The organism is Gemmata sp. SH-PL17, from assembly GCF_001610855.1.
Taxonomy (GTDB): domain Bacteria; phylum Planctomycetota; class Planctomycetia; order Gemmatales; family Gemmataceae; genus Gemmata; species Gemmata massiliana.
Genome location: NZ_CP011271.1, coordinates 662,106 through 678,753, shown reverse-complemented (window position 1 = coordinate 678,753; position 16,648 = coordinate 662,106). Strand labels below are relative to the sequence as shown.

The 16,648-nt window shown below is 64.3% G+C and carries 15 protein-coding genes; 8 read left to right on the top strand and 7 right to left on the bottom strand.

The window, feature by feature from the left end:
• Positions 1–34 precede the first annotated feature (34 nt).
• From rfbB to VT84_RS02670, 3 genes are all read left to right on the top strand, one after another.
• Positions 35–1,048, top strand: a complete 1,014-nt coding sequence (gene rfbB / locus VT84_RS02680) for a dTDP-glucose 4,6-dehydratase (RefSeq protein ID WP_082838403.1) — start codon at positions 35–37, stop codon at positions 1,046–1,048.
• Between the two features lie 99 nt (positions 1,049–1,147).
• Positions 1,148–1,876 carry a sugar phosphate nucleotidyltransferase gene (locus VT84_RS02675; protein ID WP_082838402.1) on the top strand — a complete coding sequence of 243 codons (729 nt, stop codon included), beginning with the start codon at positions 1,148–1,150 and terminating at the stop codon, positions 1,874–1,876.
• 446 nt (positions 1,877–2,322) lie between these two features.
• On the top strand, positions 2,323–2,979 hold the full coding sequence (locus VT84_RS02670) for a hypothetical protein (RefSeq protein ID WP_082838401.1): 657 nt from the start codon (positions 2,323–2,325) through the stop codon (positions 2,977–2,979).
• A 134-nt stretch (positions 2,980–3,113) separates the two neighbouring features.
• Here the strand turns inward: VT84_RS02670 and VT84_RS02665 are convergent, their stop codons facing one another.
• The gene (locus VT84_RS02665; protein WP_052553609.1) at positions 3,114–4,178 is read right to left on the bottom strand and encodes an NAD(P)/FAD-dependent oxidoreductase; all 1,065 of its coding nucleotides are present in this window, start codon (positions 4,176–4,178) and stop codon (positions 3,114–3,116) included.
• A gap of 198 nt (positions 4,179–4,376) precedes the next feature.
• Between VT84_RS02665 and argA the strand changes: the two genes are divergently transcribed.
• Complete coding sequence (gene argA, locus VT84_RS02660; RefSeq protein ID WP_052553610.1) at positions 4,377–5,672, top strand: amino-acid N-acetyltransferase; 1,296 nt, start codon at positions 4,377–4,379, stop codon at positions 5,670–5,672.
• A 114-nt stretch (positions 5,673–5,786) separates the two neighbouring features.
• On the opposite strand, the gene VT84_RS02655 is transcribed toward argA, so the two are convergent.
• On the bottom strand, positions 5,787–6,782 hold the full coding sequence (locus VT84_RS02655) for an AAA family ATPase (protein WP_162271567.1): 996 nt from the start codon (positions 6,780–6,782) through the stop codon (positions 5,787–5,789).
• A gap of 322 nt (positions 6,783–7,104) precedes the next feature.
• Here VT84_RS02655 and VT84_RS02650 point away from each other — a divergent pair, with 322 nt between their 5' ends.
• The 3 genes from VT84_RS02650 to VT84_RS02640 are packed head-to-tail and all read left to right on the top strand — an operon-like array spanning position 7,105 to position 11,581.
• Complete coding sequence (locus VT84_RS02650) at positions 7,105–8,847, top strand: Hsp70 family protein (RefSeq protein WP_082838399.1); 1,743 nt, start codon at positions 7,105–7,107, stop codon at positions 8,845–8,847.
• Complete coding sequence (locus tag VT84_RS02645; RefSeq protein ID WP_082838398.1) at positions 8,844–10,163, top strand: hypothetical protein; 1,320 nt, start codon at positions 8,844–8,846, stop codon at positions 10,161–10,163. The genes VT84_RS02650 and VT84_RS02645 overlap by 4 nt, the downstream gene beginning before the upstream one ends.
• Positions 10,163–11,581, top strand: coding sequence for a J domain-containing protein (locus VT84_RS02640; RefSeq protein ID WP_082838397.1), 1,419 nt, complete (start codon positions 10,163–10,165; stop codon positions 11,579–11,581). The genes VT84_RS02645 and VT84_RS02640 overlap by 1 nt, the downstream gene beginning before the upstream one ends.
• A gap of 79 nt (positions 11,582–11,660) precedes the next feature.
• Here VT84_RS02640 and VT84_RS02635 read toward each other — a convergent pair whose 3' ends face one another.
• The 3 genes from VT84_RS02635 to VT84_RS02625 form a co-directional block, all read right to left on the bottom strand.
• Complete coding sequence (locus VT84_RS02635) at positions 11,661–12,524, bottom strand: tetratricopeptide repeat protein (RefSeq protein ID WP_082838396.1); 864 nt, start codon at positions 12,522–12,524, stop codon at positions 11,661–11,663.
• A 112-nt stretch (positions 12,525–12,636) separates the two neighbouring features.
• A complete protein-coding gene (locus VT84_RS02630; protein WP_052553620.1) occupies positions 12,637–13,890 on the bottom strand; it encodes a PQQ-binding-like beta-propeller repeat protein in 1,254 nt (417 codons plus the stop codon).
• A 124-nt stretch (positions 13,891–14,014) separates the two neighbouring features.
• Positions 14,015–15,223: a lysophospholipid acyltransferase family protein gene (locus VT84_RS02625; protein WP_052553622.1), complete on the bottom strand. Its 1,209-nt coding sequence runs from the start codon at positions 15,221–15,223 to the stop codon at positions 14,015–14,017.
• Positions 15,224–15,453: 230 nt separating this feature from the next.
• Here VT84_RS02625 and rpmB point away from each other — a divergent pair, with 230 nt between their 5' ends.
• Positions 15,454–15,714: a 50S ribosomal protein L28 gene (gene rpmB / locus VT84_RS02620; protein WP_052553624.1), complete on the top strand. Its 261-nt coding sequence runs from the start codon at positions 15,454–15,456 to the stop codon at positions 15,712–15,714.
• A 75-nt stretch (positions 15,715–15,789) separates the two neighbouring features.
• Here rpmB and VT84_RS02615 read toward each other — a convergent pair whose 3' ends face one another.
• Entirely contained in the window at positions 15,790–16,182 is a 393-nt protein-coding gene (locus tag VT84_RS02615) for a hypothetical protein (protein WP_052553626.1), read from the bottom strand.
• Positions 16,183–16,282: 100 nt separating this feature from the next.
• Positions 16,283–16,567: a hypothetical protein gene (locus VT84_RS02610; RefSeq protein WP_052553627.1), complete on the bottom strand. Its 285-nt coding sequence runs from the start codon at positions 16,565–16,567 to the stop codon at positions 16,283–16,285.
• Between the last annotated feature and the right edge of the window lie 81 nt (positions 16,568–16,648).

The following is a 16,648-nucleotide window of genomic DNA, read 5'->3' as shown; positions in this document are numbered from 1 at the left end:
CCTTCGGGCGAATGTGTCGCCCGAAGGGGGTTTCATGCCGACAGTTCTGGTTACCGGCGGGGCGGGGTTCATTGGCTCGAACTTCGTGCGCCACCTGCTCGCTACGGACGCGACCGTTTCGGTCATTAATTTCGACGCGCTCACATACGCCGGCAACCTGGCCAACCTCGCAGACCTCGTCGGGCATCCGCGGTACACGTTCATTAAGGGCGACGTCACCAACCGAGACCAAGTGCGCGCTGCGATTCAGCAGAACGTGACAGACATCATTCACTTCGCGGCAGAAAGTCACGTCGACCGCAGCATTCAGGATAGCGGCCCGTTCGTGCGCACGAACGTGATCGGCACCCAAGTGCTCCTCGACGCGGCCCGCGAGTTTCGGGTCAACAAGTACGTTCAAGTTTCGACGGACGAAGTGTACGGGAGCCTCGGCGCGACCGGGTTCTTCACCGAAGAAACGCCGCTCCACCCGAACAGCCCGTATTCCGCGAGCAAGGCCGGCGCGGACCTCCTGGTGCAAGCGTACCAGCACACGTTCGGGCTACCGGCCGTCATTACGCGGTGCTCGAACAACTACGGCCCGTACCAGTTCCCCGAAAAGCTCATTCCGCTGTTCGTGACGAACCTGCTCAGCGACATCCCGGTACCGGTGTACGGCGACGGCCAGCAAGTGCGGGACTGGATTCACGTGCTCGATCACTGTCGCGGGGTCGAGGCCGCGTGGCGAAAAGGCACGCCCGGCGAGGTTTACAACTTCGGCGGCCGGTGCGAGATGCCGAACCTCGAACTGACGAAATTGCTGATCCGTTTGCTCGGCAAGCCCGAGTCCCTCATCCGGTATGTGGAAGACCGCCTCGGTCACGATCGGCGCTACGCGATCGACTGCGCGAAGGCCGAGCGCGAACTCGGCTGGTCCCCCCAAGTGAGTTTCGACGCGGGGCTGGCGGAAACGATCGCCTGGTACCAAGCGAACACAGCGTGGGTCGCGACGATCAAGAACAAAGATTACATGAGCTACTACGAGAAACAGTACGGCAGCAAACTTTAACGGGCGAGCGGCCGGTGTCAGCCAGCCGGTGAACGGGCAGCGCGGAGTGCGTGTTCGTCTCACCGGCCGGCTCACACCGGCCGCTCGCCGGAGACCCACATGTCCATTCGCGGCGTAATTCTGGCGGGCGGTAAAGGAACCCGCATGGGCGAACTGACGCGCGTGACGAACAAGCACCTGCTCCCGGTCGGCGCGTGGCCGATGGTGTACCACCCACTGAAGAAGCTCACCGGTGCCGGCGTGCAGGAGGTTCTGCTCGTGTCGGGCACCGAGCACATGGGCGACTTCGTGGAACTGCTCGGCTCCGGGCGCGACCACAACTGCCGCCTCACGTACCGGGTCCAAGACGAGGCCGGCGGGATCGCCCAGGCACTGGGGTTGGCGGAGCACTTCTGCATGGGCAGCCGGTCGCTCGTACTCCTCGGCGACAACATCTTCCGCGACCCGCTAGTTCCCCTCTTGGAGAAAGCGAACACCCGTCCGGATTGGGCGTGGATCGGTTTGAAGCAAGTGCCGGACCCCGGGCGTTATGGCGTGGCGGAATTGAAGGGCGATCAAGTTGTGGGAATTGAGGAGAAACCCGAAAACCCCAAGAGTGACTTCGCGGTCGTCGGGATCTATATCTACCCGCCGGACGTATTCGGCCTCATCAAGACACTTAAACCGAGCCGCCGAAATGAGTTGGAAATCACAGATGTCAACAATCACTACATCAATCAGGGACGAATGGGTTGTTTTAGGCTGGATGGGTATTGGACTGACGCCGGAACTCTCGACAGCCTTGATTATTCAAACGAACTGGTGCGTAAAGAGCCGCCCCGGTTCTGATCCTACCGTAGAACACCTCCCAGTTTTCGCCTTACAGTAAACACTTGACAGAAAATTGCCGGCTTTCAAAAGCCGGCACACACCTTGCGATCCGACCCGTTATAGTTGAGTAGTCCCGCCTCCGTATCTGTTTGCGCTTGAGCTTATTTTTGAGGTCCGTGTCAGAATCTGATGCGGAATCTGTCTGTTCACGTATTTGCAACCGTCATTCTGTGGCCGAGCACCGCTCGAACCACCGAATCGCAATCGCGTGTCGACTTCGAGTGCAAGTAGTTGGTTCACGGGTCGTCCCTGTATCGGTTCCATTGGAACTTGCCCCCTCTACCGCTCCGCTAAACCCGGAGGGTATCACGATGATGAGCACACTTTGTTGCCGGGGTCTCAAACTCGTCTTGGGCGCTGCACTTGTGGCTTTCCTGACTCAAGGAGAAGCCCGTGCCGCATTCATGGTTACGGTTAATGGCTCAGTAGTCGCCATCGATGGCGGTGCGGGTGACCTGAACCCGACCGGTCACGAAGTGACGTTCGCCGGCACCGTGAATGGGTACAAGATTCAGCTTCAGGCTCGCTCCCAATCTGGGGGAGGAAGTGGTGGTGGAAGCGGGAGCAGTGGATACCGAGCCGGAATCGATCTCCTGGATCTCCAGGTCATTGGAGACAACCCCACCGGCCCGCTGACGATCACGCTTTCGGACACCTATAGTCTTCCGGGAAGCGGACTTGGGACTTACGATCTAGTCAGCCAACTGAACCGGGATTCGACCCCGGGCTACTCCACCTCGGGCACGGTGTCACTCGCCACAACCGCCACTAGCGGAAGCGGTTCGGGGGGAGGGTCGACGCCCGACGTCTCGCTGTCGCCGGGCCAAAGCTCCGGAACGTCGAGCGGCTCGTTCCCGTCAACATCGAACGATTACAACCTCGGCCAAACGGTTGTGGTTGATGGTCTCGGTAACGGCGACGGTGTGCAAGTGAGCGGCGGAAGTGTGGTTCACGCCCCTGCCCCCGCATCCGCGGTCCTGCTGCTGAGTGGGGCGCCGTTCTTGATGATGTTCCGCCAGTTCCGCCGCGGGCAGAATCGCTCGGTTCAGCCGGTTATCTGACTGAGCAACAATTTGCACAAGTCTGTGCGGGCTGGCTCTCAGTCCGCATGTGGTGCTCGTTGAATGGACGCCCAAAAACGAACGAGCGGCGACCTTGTAGTCGCCGCTCGTTCGTTTTTGTACCCCGCGGATGTTCAAATCAGCCCGTGGTGCCCCAGGTAGCGTTCGGCGTCGAGTGCGGCCATGCACCCGGTGCCGGCCGCGCTAACGGCCTGGCGGTAGTAATCGTCGGCCACGTCCCCGGCCGCGAACACGCCTTCCACGCTCGTGTAAGTGCGAGCCAGCGTCGTCCACTGGATGTAACCGCTCGCGTTCAGTTCCAACTGGTCGCCGAGGAACCCGACGTTCGGCGTGTGGCCGATCGCCAGGAACAGGCCGCTCGCGGGGAGTTCTTCCTTTTCACCGGTCTTGTTGTTCTTCACGCGAACGGCGGTCACACCCTTCTTGTCGTCGCCGATCACTTCTTCGACTTCCGTGTGCCACTTGATGCCGATCTTCGAGTTCGACGCCGCACGCTCGGCCATGATCTTGCTCGCGCGGAGCACGTCGCGCCGGACGAGCAGGTGAACGTTGCTGGCGAACTTCGTGAGGTACCCGGCCTCTTCCACCGCGGTGTCGCCGCCGCCAACAACGACGATCGGCTGGTTCTTGAACCGCGGCAGCGCCCCGTCGCACACCGCGCACGCGGACACGCCCCGGTTCTTGTACTTGTCCTCGCTCGGCAGCCCGAGGTAGTTGGCCCGGGCGCCGGTCGCGATGATGAGCGTGTGCGCCTGGGCGGTGCTTCCATCGTGCAGCGTGACCGTGAACGGTTTGTTCTTCAGGTCGACCTTCACCACGTCTTTCGATTCGACGCGGGTGCCCACGTTCCGCGCCTGCTGCCGGGCAAGAGCCACCAGTTCCGGACCGTTGATGCCGTGCGTCGGCTGCTCCTTGTTGGCCGTCACCCAGTACGGCTGGTCGTCTTCCTTCAGGGCGGTCTTCAGATACTGCCGAGTGTCGCCCGCGGGCCACGTCGGGAAGTTCTCGACTTCCGTCGTGAGCGCGAGTTGACCGAGCGGCAGCGTGCCGTTCTCCTGGTTCTTCTTGTCGTAGGGGTTCCCCTCGAACACGAGCGGGTTGAGGTTCGCGCGGGCGGCGTAGATGGCGGCCGTCCACGCGGCCGGACCGGAACCGATGATGATGACGTTTTCGGGCATGGGTGAGGAGTTTTGGGTGTTTGGTGTTAGTCGCTTCGCGGGCCGCAGCCATCCAACGGAGTCGGTGTCGCCGCACGGAGCCGTCGTGCTATTCTAGAGGGACACGGCACTATGTCTGAATCGGCGTTGCATAGGCGAACCATCGGCGTCTGCCAACAGCAGAAAAAATTCACCCCGAACCCCCCGAACCCTCCACTGATGCACGAGCGCCTGACCCACTTCCGCGAAATTCTCCGCTACGTCCCCCGGTTCCGCGACCGGGTGTTTGTCATCGCGATCGACGGCGCCGTCGTCGAGGACGACAACTTCCCGAACCTGCTGCTCGACATCGCGCTGTTGCGCAGCCTGAGCATCCGCGTCGTGCTCGTCCACGGCGCCGCCCACCAGGTGAGGCGGTACGCGGAACTCATTAAAATGACCCCGTCGGACGTGGACGGCACCGGCATCACCGACCGCGAAACGCTGAACGTCGCGATCAGCGCGGCCAACCGCGTCACGCACGAGATCCTGGAGGGTCTGTCGGCGAACGACCTCCGGGCCGCGTGCCCCAACGCCGTGGTCGCGCACCCGGCCGGCATCCTCGGCGGGGTCGATCAACTGTTCACGGGGCGCGTCGAGCGCGTCGACACGGAGCTGCTCCAGACGCTCCTCGAGCGCGACATCCTGCCAGTGGTCCCGCCCATCGGTATCGACGGGGCCGGGGCATCGTATCGACTGAATTCCGACGCGGTTGCGGTGGAAATCGCAAAATCCCTGCGCGCGGTGAAGCTCGTGTACCTCAACACCGAGGGCGGGGTCTCCGACGCGAAGGGCGTGATCCGCCAGATGACGATCCAGGAAGCGGATGCGTTCCTTAAAAAGAGCCGCCCCGACCTTCCGCCGGGGGCCAAACTGCCGCATACCAAACTGACGCACGCGCTCCGGGCCTGCAAGGAGGGCGTCGAGCGCGTCCACATCATCGACGGCCGCGAGCAGGAGGGGTTACTCGGTGAGGTGTTCTCGAACGAGGGCATCGGCACGCTGATCTACGCGAACGAGTACCAGGCGATCCGCGCGGCCCAGAAAAAGGACGTGCGCGCGGTCTACTCGCTGATCCAGCAGGGCACGCAGAACGACGAACTCGTGAAGCGCACGCGCGCCGAACTCGAAAAGGTCATCGGCGATTACTTCGTGTTCGAGGTGGACCGGAACGCGGTCGCGTGCGCGGCCCTGCACGTGTACCCCGAACAGAACATGGCGGAACTGGCGAGCGTGTTCGTTGACGCCCGGTACGAGAACAAGGGCATCGGGGTGAAACTGATTCACTTCACCGAGGGCGTAGCCCGTGCGCGCGGGATCGCGAAACTGTTCTGCCTCTCGACTCAGGCGATCAACTACTTCATCCAGAAGGGCGGCTACAAACTCGGCACGCCGGACGATCTGCCCCCCGCGCGACGGGAGAAATACGACCAGAACCGGCGCAACTCGCAGGTGCTCATCAAGATGCTGAACTGAGCGCGCCACCGCCGCGAGCACAATTAAAAACGAAATCGCGGGAGCGCCCGGCGTCCGATTCGTTCGGCGCACCGCACACACCCGCAGAAGTTACCCGATCACCTGCTCCGGCAATCAGTCCGACATCCCGGAGCGCGAGGCCGTCGGGAACAGTTCATCGTCATCGTCCGGCAACCCCGGCAGTGCCTTCGCCCCCACCCCCACAGGTGTGGGGGCCGGTCCGTTGGCTTTCATCTTCGTGGCCAGAACTGCCTTGCGCCGATCCTTGTCGTCTGCGAGCCGGGCCTGAAGCCCCTTGGGGATCGCGTTCCAGGCCGTGGCCAGGTCCGTGAGCGTCTTCGCCGCGTTGAGCTTCTGGCGGTGCTGATCCTCGGGCGAAATTGCGTCGACCGGTTCAGCCGAGAGCCACCAGTCGAACAGCGGCTTCCAAAATGTCGGGCCGGGGTGATCGCACGTCTTCCCGTCCATCGCGGTACACCCACGAACCTTCTCGACGCGGGCCGCGTGGTTCTCGACCTCCAGCCGGATCACCGCGTCGAACTCGTACTCGGTGTTCTCGCGCTGGTCGGTCTTCATCCCGACCTTCTTGATCTTGGCCTTCCCTCCGTCGTCAATGCGCTCGTACTCGCTCTTCACGCGCATTGTGGCGATACAGTGCGCCCGCGGGTCGGTGAGCGTGGTAAGCATCTTCCGCTGTTCCGGGGTGATTTTGGCCCACCCGCCGAACTTGTCGCCCTTGTTGGCCCGGGCGAACGCATCCACCTGCTCCATCGCACCGTGCCAGGCGTGCGAGAGCGAGTCGAAGATGACGATGTCGAACCCGGCGCCGACGAGGTACTCGTAGCACTCGGCGTAGCCGGCCGGGTGCTGTTTTTCGTGCGGGATCGGGCACACCTCGTACTCCCACTTCTCGCCGTCCATCTGGACGCCGTCGTAGAGACCGGCTGACTCGTTCTCCGAGTCAGCAATCACGATCTTCTTGCCAATGCCCGCGCGCTTGAGGGCGAACGCGAGCCGGAGCGCGGTAAACGTCTTGCCCGAGCCGCTCAACCCTTCGAGCGAGATCTTCAGCGGGCGGCGCTGGCGTTTTGCTTTGCGGACTTCAAACATGGTGTGCATCCCTCTCGGGCGTCAGGAACGGGAACAACGGAACGACGGAACAACGGTACGCACCCATCCTCCCCGCGCCCCGGTCGGCAAAATATGTCCGCAAGTCCAGTAGTGGACGCAAAGGTGAAAACCGTGCCCGCAAAATCGGAACGCGCGCCGTTCTCGGGACCGCGGTCCCAGGAAAAGCAGAGAAAGGCGCTCAAACGATTCGCTGCTTGGCAGATCATTTCTCGTCAGCGATAATACTCGCGGTCGAACCTTCGACCGGAACCGGCGGTCCCTTGATTGAGGTACGCCGCCCCGACCACACTCGGACGCCCGCATGGACCCGGTCATCGGCATCGACCTCGGCACGACAAACTCCGCCGCCGCGTTCCTTGGTCCGGACGGGCCGCAGATCATCCCGAACGCCCTCGGTGGGCGCCTCACCCCCTCGGTCGTCGGGGTGGACGAGTCCAACAAGGTGCTTGTCGGGGCCGCGGCCCGGGAGCTGCAAGTCCTCCACCCAGATCGCTGCGCCAATCTGTTCAAGCGGTACATGGGTACCGATCACAAGCTCACCGCCGCCGGGCGCGAGTTCACCCCCGAAGAACTGTCCGGGCTCGTACTGCGTGCGCTGAAGGCCGACGCGGAAGCGTTCTTCGGCCACCCGGTCGCGCGCGCGGTCATCACGGTGCCCGCGTACTTCAACGACCGCCAGCGGAAAGCGACCATTGCGGCCGGCAAGATCGCGGGCTGGACGGTCGAGCGCATCCTGAACGAGCCGACCGCCGCGGCCATCGCTTACGGGTTCCACGACGCGGGCGCGGACAAGAAGCTCCTCGTGTTCGACCTCGGCGGCGGCACGTTCGACGTGTCCGTAGTGGAACTGTTCGAGGGCACGCTCGAAGTGAAGGCGTCGAGCGGCGAGAGCGCGCTGGGCGGCGAGGACTTCACCCGCGCGTTCGCCGCGCGGCTCCTCGGTACCGTCGGCGCGTCCTACGAGCAGGCCGAGGCCCGCACGCCCAAGCGCGTGTCGCGGCTCGTTCAACAGTGCGAGCGCGCGAAATGCGTCCTGAGCCGCGACGAGAGCGTGACCGTGCGTATCCCCGACGCGAAGGGCGAGTTCCCACCGGACGCGCCCGAAGTGGTTGTGACGCGCGAACAACTGGACTCCTGGGTCGGCCCCACCCTGGCCCGCGCCGAACTGCCGATCCGCCGAGTACTCGGTGACGCGAAACTCACCCGCGACCAAATCGACGAAGTGATCCTCGTGGGCGGCGCGACCCGGATGCCACTCGTGATCCGGCGCGTGACCGAGCTGCTCGGCAAAGAGCCGCGGCGCCGGCTGAACCCGGACGAGGTCGTCGCACTGGGCGCCGCGGTGCAAGCGGGCCTCGTCGGGCGCGCGGCCGCGGTCGAGGAACTGGTGGTCACGGACGTAGCCCCGTTCACGCTCGGCGTCGCGATTTCCAAACAGCTCGGCGGCGACATGCGCGACGGGTACTTCGACCCGGTGATCGACCGCAACACGACGATCCCGGTCAGCCGCGTGAAGCGGTACTCCACCGTGCACCCGAGCCAGACGAGTATCATCGTCCGCGTGTTCCAGGGCGAGTCGCGCCGGACCGACGACAACCTGGCACTCGGTGAGTTCGAGGTCCGCGGTATCCCGACCGGCCCGGCCCACCAGTCCGTGGACATCCGCTTCACCTATGACCTGAACGGGGTTCTCGAGGTCGAGGCGACTATTGTGGCGACGAAACGAAAAGTGTCGCACGTGGTCGCCCGCCACGCCCAGGGGATGAGCGACGCCCAGATCCGCGCCGCGGTCGCAGCAATGGAGAAGCTCAAAACGCACCCGCGCGACGAGGAAGCCAATCGGTTCGTCCTGCTCCGCGCCGAGCGCGTCTTCAAAGAACTCCCCGCGGAACTGCGCGACGTACTCGGGGAGCTGCTCGACGTATTCGAGGCGGCGATGGAGAAACAGGACGCGGCCGTGATCGCCTCGCACCGCGAAGAACTGGAACGGTTCCTGACCCTCTACGACCCGCACGGGGACGCCCCGAATAAGGACGAGCAATGACAGCCACCGACCCACGCGCTCAATGGGCCGAACTGCTCTCCCTTCCCGCCGGCGCGGAACCCGGCGCCGCGGTCGCGCAGTTCCTCCGCGCGCTGCCCGGCGCCGACTTCGTTCCGGGGATGGAACGGGTCGCGGCCGTCAACGCACTGGCAGAAACCGCGCTCCCGACCGCTCCCGACGAAACCGTCGAACAGATGCTCCGCGCGGAAGTGGAAGCGTTCGCGGAGTACTACTGGGAACTGTCCCCGGCGGAACGGTTAACGACCTGGGTGGAACTGTCGCGCCGCGGGGCACCACCGACGCGCTTGCGCGAACTGGAACGGGGCCTGGACGTCCCCGTGACGCGGTTGATCGACCCGGTCGCGGAGGAGCTGGCGGGGGTGTTCCGGACCCTGTTCGTGCTCCCGCCGCGCGAGCGCGCCATTCGCCGGAACACGTGGCTCCTGGAGCACGCGGCCGACGCGGGCCGCTGGTGCTCGGCGCTCGCGGTCGTCCAGCGCGATTCCGCACCTCTGCTCGCACTGGAACCGAGCTTGCGGACCGCACTAAGCGCTCATTTTGCTCCCGCCCTGGCCGCGTTCGTCGAGGGGGCCACCACAGCGCCACTGAAATCCCCTCCCACTTACACGGACCGCGTGACGCGCGCATACGAACCGCGCCGCAAGTCCAATGACGGGTGGAAGGGCGGCGGGGTGCTCGGCAGCGGGGCGCTGATCGGTGTGCTAATCGCGTTCAAACTGATAGTGGCTCTGGCCGGTTCCGGGAACTCTTCGAGCCGTTCCAATGTCCCCGAACTTCCGCGAATGAACTTCCCGGTTTACGCACCCTCTAAAGGGGCGCCAACCTCGATACGCACGTTCACATCCGAGGAAGTCGCCGAATTTCAACGTTACGAACGAGACACGAAACAACCTCCCAGGGAAACTGAGGCCTACGCCTTGTGGGTGTTCGCTGGGCGTCCCGCGGGTACTCACATCAGTGGGCACCCGTCGGACGAGCTTATTGAGAAAATGCTCACGCCCACGGACATTACTGCGTGCCAACGGTACGAACGGGAAAAAGCCCAAGGGCGTAACGTCGACCCGCCCCGAGCTTACGCCGTCTGGGTACTCCTTAAGCGCCCGGAGGTACCCGATGCTTCTCGCCCCAGGCAACCGACTGGTCAGCGCATTTCGTTCGATTCCGCGCTCATTCGGGCGTGCCAAGAGTACGACCGAACGATGGCCGGCTCGAAACCGATCTTCTACGAGTTCTGGGTCAAAGCCGGGAGACCATCCCGACCCGGTGATTACACCCTCCCCACGGACCGGAACTGATGGACGCCCCGCCCCTGCCCGACGACCCGCGCGACTGGCCGACCGATCCGTTCGCCCTGTTGGGCGTTCCGCGGTCGGCGAGCGAGGCCGATCTGAAGCGCGCGTACACGCGACTCATTCGGAAGTACAAACCGGAACACGCGCCGGACGAGTTCCGCCGCGTCCGCGAGGCTTACGAATCGGCCGTCGAGCAGAGCCGCTGGTACCGGGACGCGCCGCCGGTGCGGGACACGTTCCGCGACTTCCCGCTCGGCCCGAGTGCCTCACCAGTACCTCCGGAAGCCGGGACGGGTGAGGCGCCCGGGCAACCGCACGAAACACAAATCGATCCGCCGGTGCGCCCCGCGGTCGTCGACCCGGTCGAAGAGGCGTGGGCCGATGCCGCGGCCGGGCGCTGGGCGGACGCATACTTCGCGCTCGTGACGCTCGCGAACGCGCACCCAAACCGGGCGGACCTTCCACTGCGGCTGTACTGGCTGCTCGCACTCCGCCCGACACTGGACGACGGTCGTACCCGACACGACTGGCTCGCGGCCGCACTCGCCCGCGCGCACCTGAGCGGCCCGGCCGCCGAACTGTACCAGCGCGAACTCGTTACCGACCCTCAAACCGCTCTGTACGGGCCGTATTCTCAACTGCTCGAAATTCCCGGGGCGAGCGGGGTGAGCCTGTTGGCCCTGGCCGGTCAGCGGCTCGCGGCCGCGGCCCCCGAGGGGCGGTGGGCGAAAGTCGAACTCGATCTGGCGGCACTCGTTCCGCGCGCGGCCGAACTGGACGAGGTCCAGTGGCTCGGTTACCTCGTGGATCTCGCCGGGCGCACCGCGTACCAGCGCCCGGCGGTCGCCGCCCGGTGCGAGGCGCTCCTGGCCGGGTTGAGGCACCTGGAGTTGCGGCACTCGTGGGCGTTCGACCGGGTCGACGAGCACCGGGCGGCGGCGGGCGTGTGGCAGCGGGCAACGGAGGTTCCGGAACCGATCCGTCGGGCGGTCGCGGCGGCGTGGGGTGGGACCGACTTGCGCGGGCCGCTGCGAGCGGCGTCCGCGTGGGCGTCCGCCGCCCCGGACGAGGCGCTCAAGAAGTGCGACCAGGTGACCGGCGAAGGGGTCGCTATTCTCGTCGCGTTCGCGCGGGTACTGGAATCCAAGCACCTCTCGGCGCCGACCGGACCCGAGTTCCCGCCCGGCTTGATCCGCGGACTGGTCCGCGGGCACCTGGCGAACCGCGGTCCGCACGACCACGACTACATTATCGTGCGCGGGTCTCTGATCCGGCTTTTAATCACCGAGCGCATCGACCCGGACGAGTTGGCGGAGGCCTGCGCCACGGACGCGAACTACTTGGTGCGCGCGATCGCCGAGCACACCCGCACGGACGGGGCGCTGCGGTTAGTGTACCGGGCGGCAACGGTGTCCGATTGACCGGGCGGAGCGAGAACGGATGTGTTAAACGAATCGAGCCGGTAAAGACCGGCTCGATTTAACAGACAACGTGGTTACTCTAGCGCGGGATATCGGCGTCGTTGACGGGCACTTCGAGCGTCAGCCCCTTCGCGTAGTTCATGGTGTACTGCCGCGACTTCCCGTTTGCCATAATGGTGTAGCGGATCGAGCGCGCGGTGATCGGCTTCCCCTGATAGGTCAGGTACACCGACGTGTTGCCGGAAATCTGGAACTGGTAACCCTTCGGGAGCGTGCCCTCGGTCCCGTCCGGCGTTTCGTACTGGTCGACCTTAAGCGCGAACGGCGAGCCGCCGTTGTTAACCACCAGAACGTCCCCGCCCTTGATCCGCGCCGCGTAATCGGGTTCGAGCTTGAGCGCCTGCTCGCGGTCGCGCCGGTAGTCCTCGCGCTTGTTGAGTCGGTCGGACAACTCGCTGCGGAGCCAGTACGCTTTCGCGGTCAAACCGGGCTCCAGTTCCTGGTGGATCAATTGCATGTATTCGGTGCGTGCCGCTTCGAGCCGGCCCATCCGTTCGAGGAGCGCGGCGCACTCCAGATAGGCTTCGCTCGAGCGCGGGTTCGCGGCTTGGGCGGCTGTGTAGGCCTTGATTGCCTTCTCGTCGCTCTTCTTGGCGGCATACGCCCGTGCGAGCGCGAGTTGCGCCTCGAAGCCACTTTCTTTCGCGGTTACGGCCTTCTCGAAGTGCGCGATGGCGTCGTCGGTCTTCTTCGCGTCGATCGCCTTTTGTCCCGCTTCCAGTTGCTCGCGGTACTCGTTGTCCTTCGCGACCTGAACCGGGTCCGGAGCCGGTGGTTCCGGAACGGCCATCGTCGAAGGTCCGGCCTCGGCCGGTCCCGAGCACGCGGCGACGGGGAAAAGAAGCGCAGCGCCAAAAGCCGCGCGCAGAAGGTGCCGGAGCATAAGTTACCTCAGAATGGGCGCTCCAAATGAAGCACCCGTTCCGGCCGGTGTCAAATTCCCGGCCCAGGCAACACGCCCCTTCATCGAAAATAAACCCTGGCACCCCAAATAGTTACTTCGCCATTACATCGTAACACCAGAGCGTATCGAGTTCGCGAACGTAGAACCGACCGCCGACCACGACCGGGTGCGCCCAGGTGTTGTTCTTCCCGTTGGGAACCTTGAACGCGCTGATTTCGGTGTACTTGTCCGCGGTCGCGTCCACGAGCGCGACCCAGCCGTCGGAGTAGCGGATGTAGAGCTTCCCGTCGGCGTAGGTGAGCGACGCGGACCCGCGCCCCTCGCCGCCCTTGCGGGTCCAGAGCACCCGCCCCGTCTTGAAGTCCGCACAGAACGGGTTGCCGCTATCGTCGCGGTCCCCGAACAGCTTGTCGCCGACCAGGATCACGCCGCCGTGCTTGTTGGTCAGCGCCTTGTTCCAGTACACCTCCTCCACCGCGAACCGGTCGCCGTCCTTAGTCACCTTGAGGAGCGCGGCCCCGCGCCCGTACCCGGCCGCGGCGAACACGAACTCGCCGCTCACAATCGGCGTCGGAATGTTCGCGGTGTTCCCGCCGAACCGGTCGCTCTTGGTGCCGTACCGCCACAGCATTTTGCCCGTTTTCGCGTCGAACGACACCAGCCCGTTGGCCATCAGTTGAACGTACTGCTTTACCCCGCCCAGGTTCGCGATCACCACGGACGAGTACCCGGCCGCGTCGCCGCCGTCGATTGACCCCGCCCACACCCGTTTGCCGGTTTTCTTCTCCAAAACAACCATCGCGGCCTTCGGACCACCGGGCGTCACAACGAGGCGGTCCCCGTCGAGCAGCGGCGATTCGGCGAAGTTCCACGGACCGACTTCGCCACCGAAATCCTTCGGCAAGCTCTTGCGCCACACCTCTTTCCCGCTCTTCGCGGACGCGCACACGAGATCGCCGTGCTGCCCGAGCGCGAACACGAGTTCGCCGTCGGTCGAGGGCGTGCAGCGCGGCCCCTGGTAGTTCCCGCCGGTCTTGCCCACTTTCAGCTCCCACAACTTCTTGCCGGTCTTGCGGTCGATTCCGAACAGGAAACAGTCCTTGTCCGCGTCGCCCATCGTGAACACCTTGTCGCCGCTCACGGACACGCTGGAGAACCCGACCCCGATCTTGGTCGTCTGCCACGCGAGCGGCGGGCCGTCCGCGGGCCACTCTTTGAGCAACCCGGTGTCCTTGGACACGCCGGTCCGGTCCGCACCACGGAAGATGGGCCAGTCGTCGGCCCCAATCACCGGTACGGCAAACACAAGACCGGCAAGAAGTAACGCAAAGAGAACGCGAGGCATTGGTGCTCCCAGAGAGAGATGGAGGCGGGAACGGTGGCAGGTCGAACGGCGACGGCGAGTCGCGCCGCCATTCTACTTCACGCGGATTCACAGCAGAACGATCTTCTTCACTGAACTCGTGGTCTCACCCCGGCTCGTTCTCCGCGTCGTCCGCTTTCGCGGGTAGCTCGAACGGGGGAAGCGGCACGAGCCCCAAGTGTTCCCGCGCCGCACTCACGAGGTTCATGAGGCGGGTCCGCGTAAGGAGATGCGCTTCGAGCACCTCCGGCGGAATAACGACCGCGGTCGCCAGCCCCACTCCCAGCGGTCGGCGAAAGTCCGGCTTCTTGTTCTTCGTCGGAGGGCCGTTGAAGTACGAGGTGTAGCTCCCCCAACCGCCTTCGATCCACGCCGCAAAAACGGGCGTGTTCGGGCGCGCCTTCAGGATCTGCCACACGCCCTGACCGAACCGGCGCAGGGGCCGATCCTCGGACCGGCGCAGGTAGCCCTCGGGGAAAATCACGACACACTCGCCGCGGTCCAGCGCCGCGATCGCTTCCAACAGTTCGGGCGCGTCCTTCTTGAGCGCCTTTTCCGGTACCCGAATAATGCCGAACGCAGCCATGAGCTTTCGGAAAAGTGGCAGATCGTAGAACTTCGCGGTCATCATCGGCGTGAGCGGGCGCGGGAGCACCTTCGCCAGGAAAATGGGGTCGAGCCAGCAGGCGTGATTGGCGATCACGAGACACGCGCCGGTTCGCGGGAAGTCCGTGAAACCGGGACCAGCTCGCCGAACGCGGTACATCACCCACAAGACGGGCTCCACCACCAACTCGAACAGCGGCCGGAACAGCCGCCCCCACGACCAACCGACGAGCACTACGGACGCGAGCAAAACGAACCCCTGCGGGACATCGAACGGGCGCCCGCGTTCCACGCACGCCCACGCGATCCCCCCTCCGGCGAGAGCCGCGCCGAAGAGAACGGCGGTTTCTGGCCAGGGCTCCTCCCCTCGGCGCCCGCGTGCGAGCGCGCCGATGATGAGTCCGAGCGGGGCGCCGTGTGCCCAGCCGGGCCACTCGCCCCAATACACACCGTGCCCGACCGCGGCCAACCACGCGATCGCAGCTAGCGGTACCAGTCCCAGTGCCCGGTACGGCGACCAGTAGAGGAACGGGAGCAGTGCGGACCAGACCGCGGTCCCGACGAACCACAGCCCGTTCGCTCGGCGCACGTCTGCGGGGACATCGACCACGAGGACCGCCAGCGCGGGTACCGCGAGGCACACGAGCACGGCCGCGCCGAGCGCGCTGTGTCGGTCGCGGCGGACTTGGGGCGAGTCGGATTCGGGCATGACGGCTCCGCGAGTGGGTGCGGGCCATGTATATCGCGAGATTGGAATCCTTGCCACAGCCGGACCGACCACTATAGTAAAAAAGTCATAAAGCCCAGAAGTCGCAAGCCATAAAATCGAAGACCGGTAATTTAAACGTCTTCGGTTCTAGCACTTACGACCGGCGCCTTGAGACTTGGAAGCTCCGCGTTCGCCTCGGACTACCGGGGCAATGTTATAGGATCACGGTCATGGCCAAGACGTGCGTTTTCACCGGCAAGAAGGCGGTTTTCGGGAACCGCAAGAAGTACCGCGGTAAGGCGAAGTACCTCGGCGGTGTCGGTAAGAAGATCCTCGGCACCAGCCGCCGGAAGTTCAAGCCGAACCTCCAAAAGATGCGCTGCGTCGTGGACGGCGTGGTGAAGAAGGTATGGGTGTCCGCCTCCGCGATCCGCAGCGGGCTGGTGGTGAAGCCCGTGAAGGTGAAGCCGTTCGAGAAGGTCAACGTTTAGTCGTTGCTTCGGAATAAATCAAAATAAAGGCCGCACGCGAATTCGCGTGCGGCCTTCGAGCATTTCGTTCGGTGGTTACTTCTTCAGCTTGTACTCGCCTTCGAGTACGTCCTTCGCCTCGTCAGCGCCCTTCAGTTCGGAGAGCGTCGCGACAGCGTCCTTCACGACCCACTTGAAGCTGATCTTATCGCCCTTCTTCGGCTTGCTGGGGAAGCTCCCCTTCTCTTCTACGTCGGTGAATTCGGCCGTCACAACGTCTTTTTCCTTCGTGAGCTTGGCCTTCACGATGATGCCGTTATCGCCGCTGAAAACGTTGAAGGTCGCGGTGTCTTTGCCGAACTCGAACTTGAGGTCGATGCCGTTGGCTTCGCGGAGCCACGTCGCGGCCTTGTCCGCTTTCTTGTCTTCGGCGCCGGCACTGAACGCGACGAGAGCCAGAACGCAACCGGCCACCAGAAGTCGGAACATGGAGAACTCCTTGAGACGGGGAAGTGTGACGGCTCGGGCCGTCGTCGCCAGAGTAGCGGAACGCCCCGCCCCCGCCCACCGGTTCACGAGAAACACACGGTCAGTTCGTGGGGGTGGCCGTCTGTGTGTCGATCTCGGAGAGCGCGTTCTGTAACCACCGAGTGACGCCCTTCTCGGCGGCCTTTTCTTCGAGGTGGCGGAGAACCGCTTCGTGGGACTCGCTCCCAGCGGCGACCTGTCCCAACTCCAAGGCGGTTGTGTGGAACAAATCGGCGAGGTGAAAAACGGCCTTGTTCCCCGTATCCCACCCCTGTTCGCGGATCTCGATAAGTGCACGGTACAAGAGCCGGTACAGAACATCAGCCGCGGATTTCGTTGTGGTCATCGGGTCAATCCAGGTCGGGAAACATGGACAGATCGGGCGTGTAGGGGAACACGGGTACGAGCGCGTCCGGAGAAATAGTGC

What these genes read in the sequence shown, in the direction of transcription:
- rfbB (WP_082838403.1), top strand. Translation starts at nt 35, where the DNA reads ATGCCGACAGTTCTGGTTACCGGCGGGGCGGGGTTCATTGGCTCGAAC.
- VT84_RS02675 (WP_082838402.1), top strand. Translation starts at nt 1,148, where the DNA reads ATGTCCATTCGCGGCGTAATTCTGGCGGGCGGTAAAGGAACCCGCATG.
- VT84_RS02670 (WP_082838401.1), top strand. Translation starts at nt 2,323, where the DNA reads ATGGTTACGGTTAATGGCTCAGTAGTCGCCATCGATGGCGGTGCGGGT.
- VT84_RS02665 (WP_052553609.1), bottom strand. Translation starts at nt 4,178, where the DNA reads ATGCCCGAAAACGTCATCATCATCGGTTCCGGTCCGGCCGCGTGGACG.
- argA (WP_052553610.1), top strand. Translation starts at nt 4,377, where the DNA reads ATGCACGAGCGCCTGACCCACTTCCGCGAAATTCTCCGCTACGTCCCC.
- VT84_RS02655 (WP_162271567.1), bottom strand. Translation starts at nt 6,782, where the DNA reads ATGTTTGAAGTCCGCAAAGCAAAACGCCAGCGCCGCCCGCTGAAGATC.
- VT84_RS02650 (WP_082838399.1), top strand. Translation starts at nt 7,105, where the DNA reads ATGGACCCGGTCATCGGCATCGACCTCGGCACGACAAACTCCGCCGCC.
- VT84_RS02645 (WP_082838398.1), top strand. Translation starts at nt 8,844, where the DNA reads ATGACAGCCACCGACCCACGCGCTCAATGGGCCGAACTGCTCTCCCTT.
- VT84_RS02640 (WP_082838397.1), top strand. Translation starts at nt 10,163, where the DNA reads ATGGACGCCCCGCCCCTGCCCGACGACCCGCGCGACTGGCCGACCGAT.
- VT84_RS02635 (WP_082838396.1), bottom strand. Translation starts at nt 12,524, where the DNA reads ATGCTCCGGCACCTTCTGCGCGCGGCTTTTGGCGCTGCGCTTCTTTTC.
- VT84_RS02630 (WP_052553620.1), bottom strand. Translation starts at nt 13,890, where the DNA reads ATGCCTCGCGTTCTCTTTGCGTTACTTCTTGCCGGTCTTGTGTTTGCC.
- VT84_RS02625 (WP_052553622.1), bottom strand. Translation starts at nt 15,223, where the DNA reads ATGCCCGAATCCGACTCGCCCCAAGTCCGCCGCGACCGACACAGCGCG.
- rpmB (WP_052553624.1), top strand. Translation starts at nt 15,454, where the DNA reads ATGGCCAAGACGTGCGTTTTCACCGGCAAGAAGGCGGTTTTCGGGAAC.
- VT84_RS02615 (WP_052553626.1), bottom strand. Translation starts at nt 16,182, where the DNA reads ATGTTCCGACTTCTGGTGGCCGGTTGCGTTCTGGCTCTCGTCGCGTTC.
- VT84_RS02610 (WP_052553627.1), bottom strand. Translation starts at nt 16,567, where the DNA reads ATGACCACAACGAAATCCGCGGCTGATGTTCTGTACCGGCTCTTGTAC.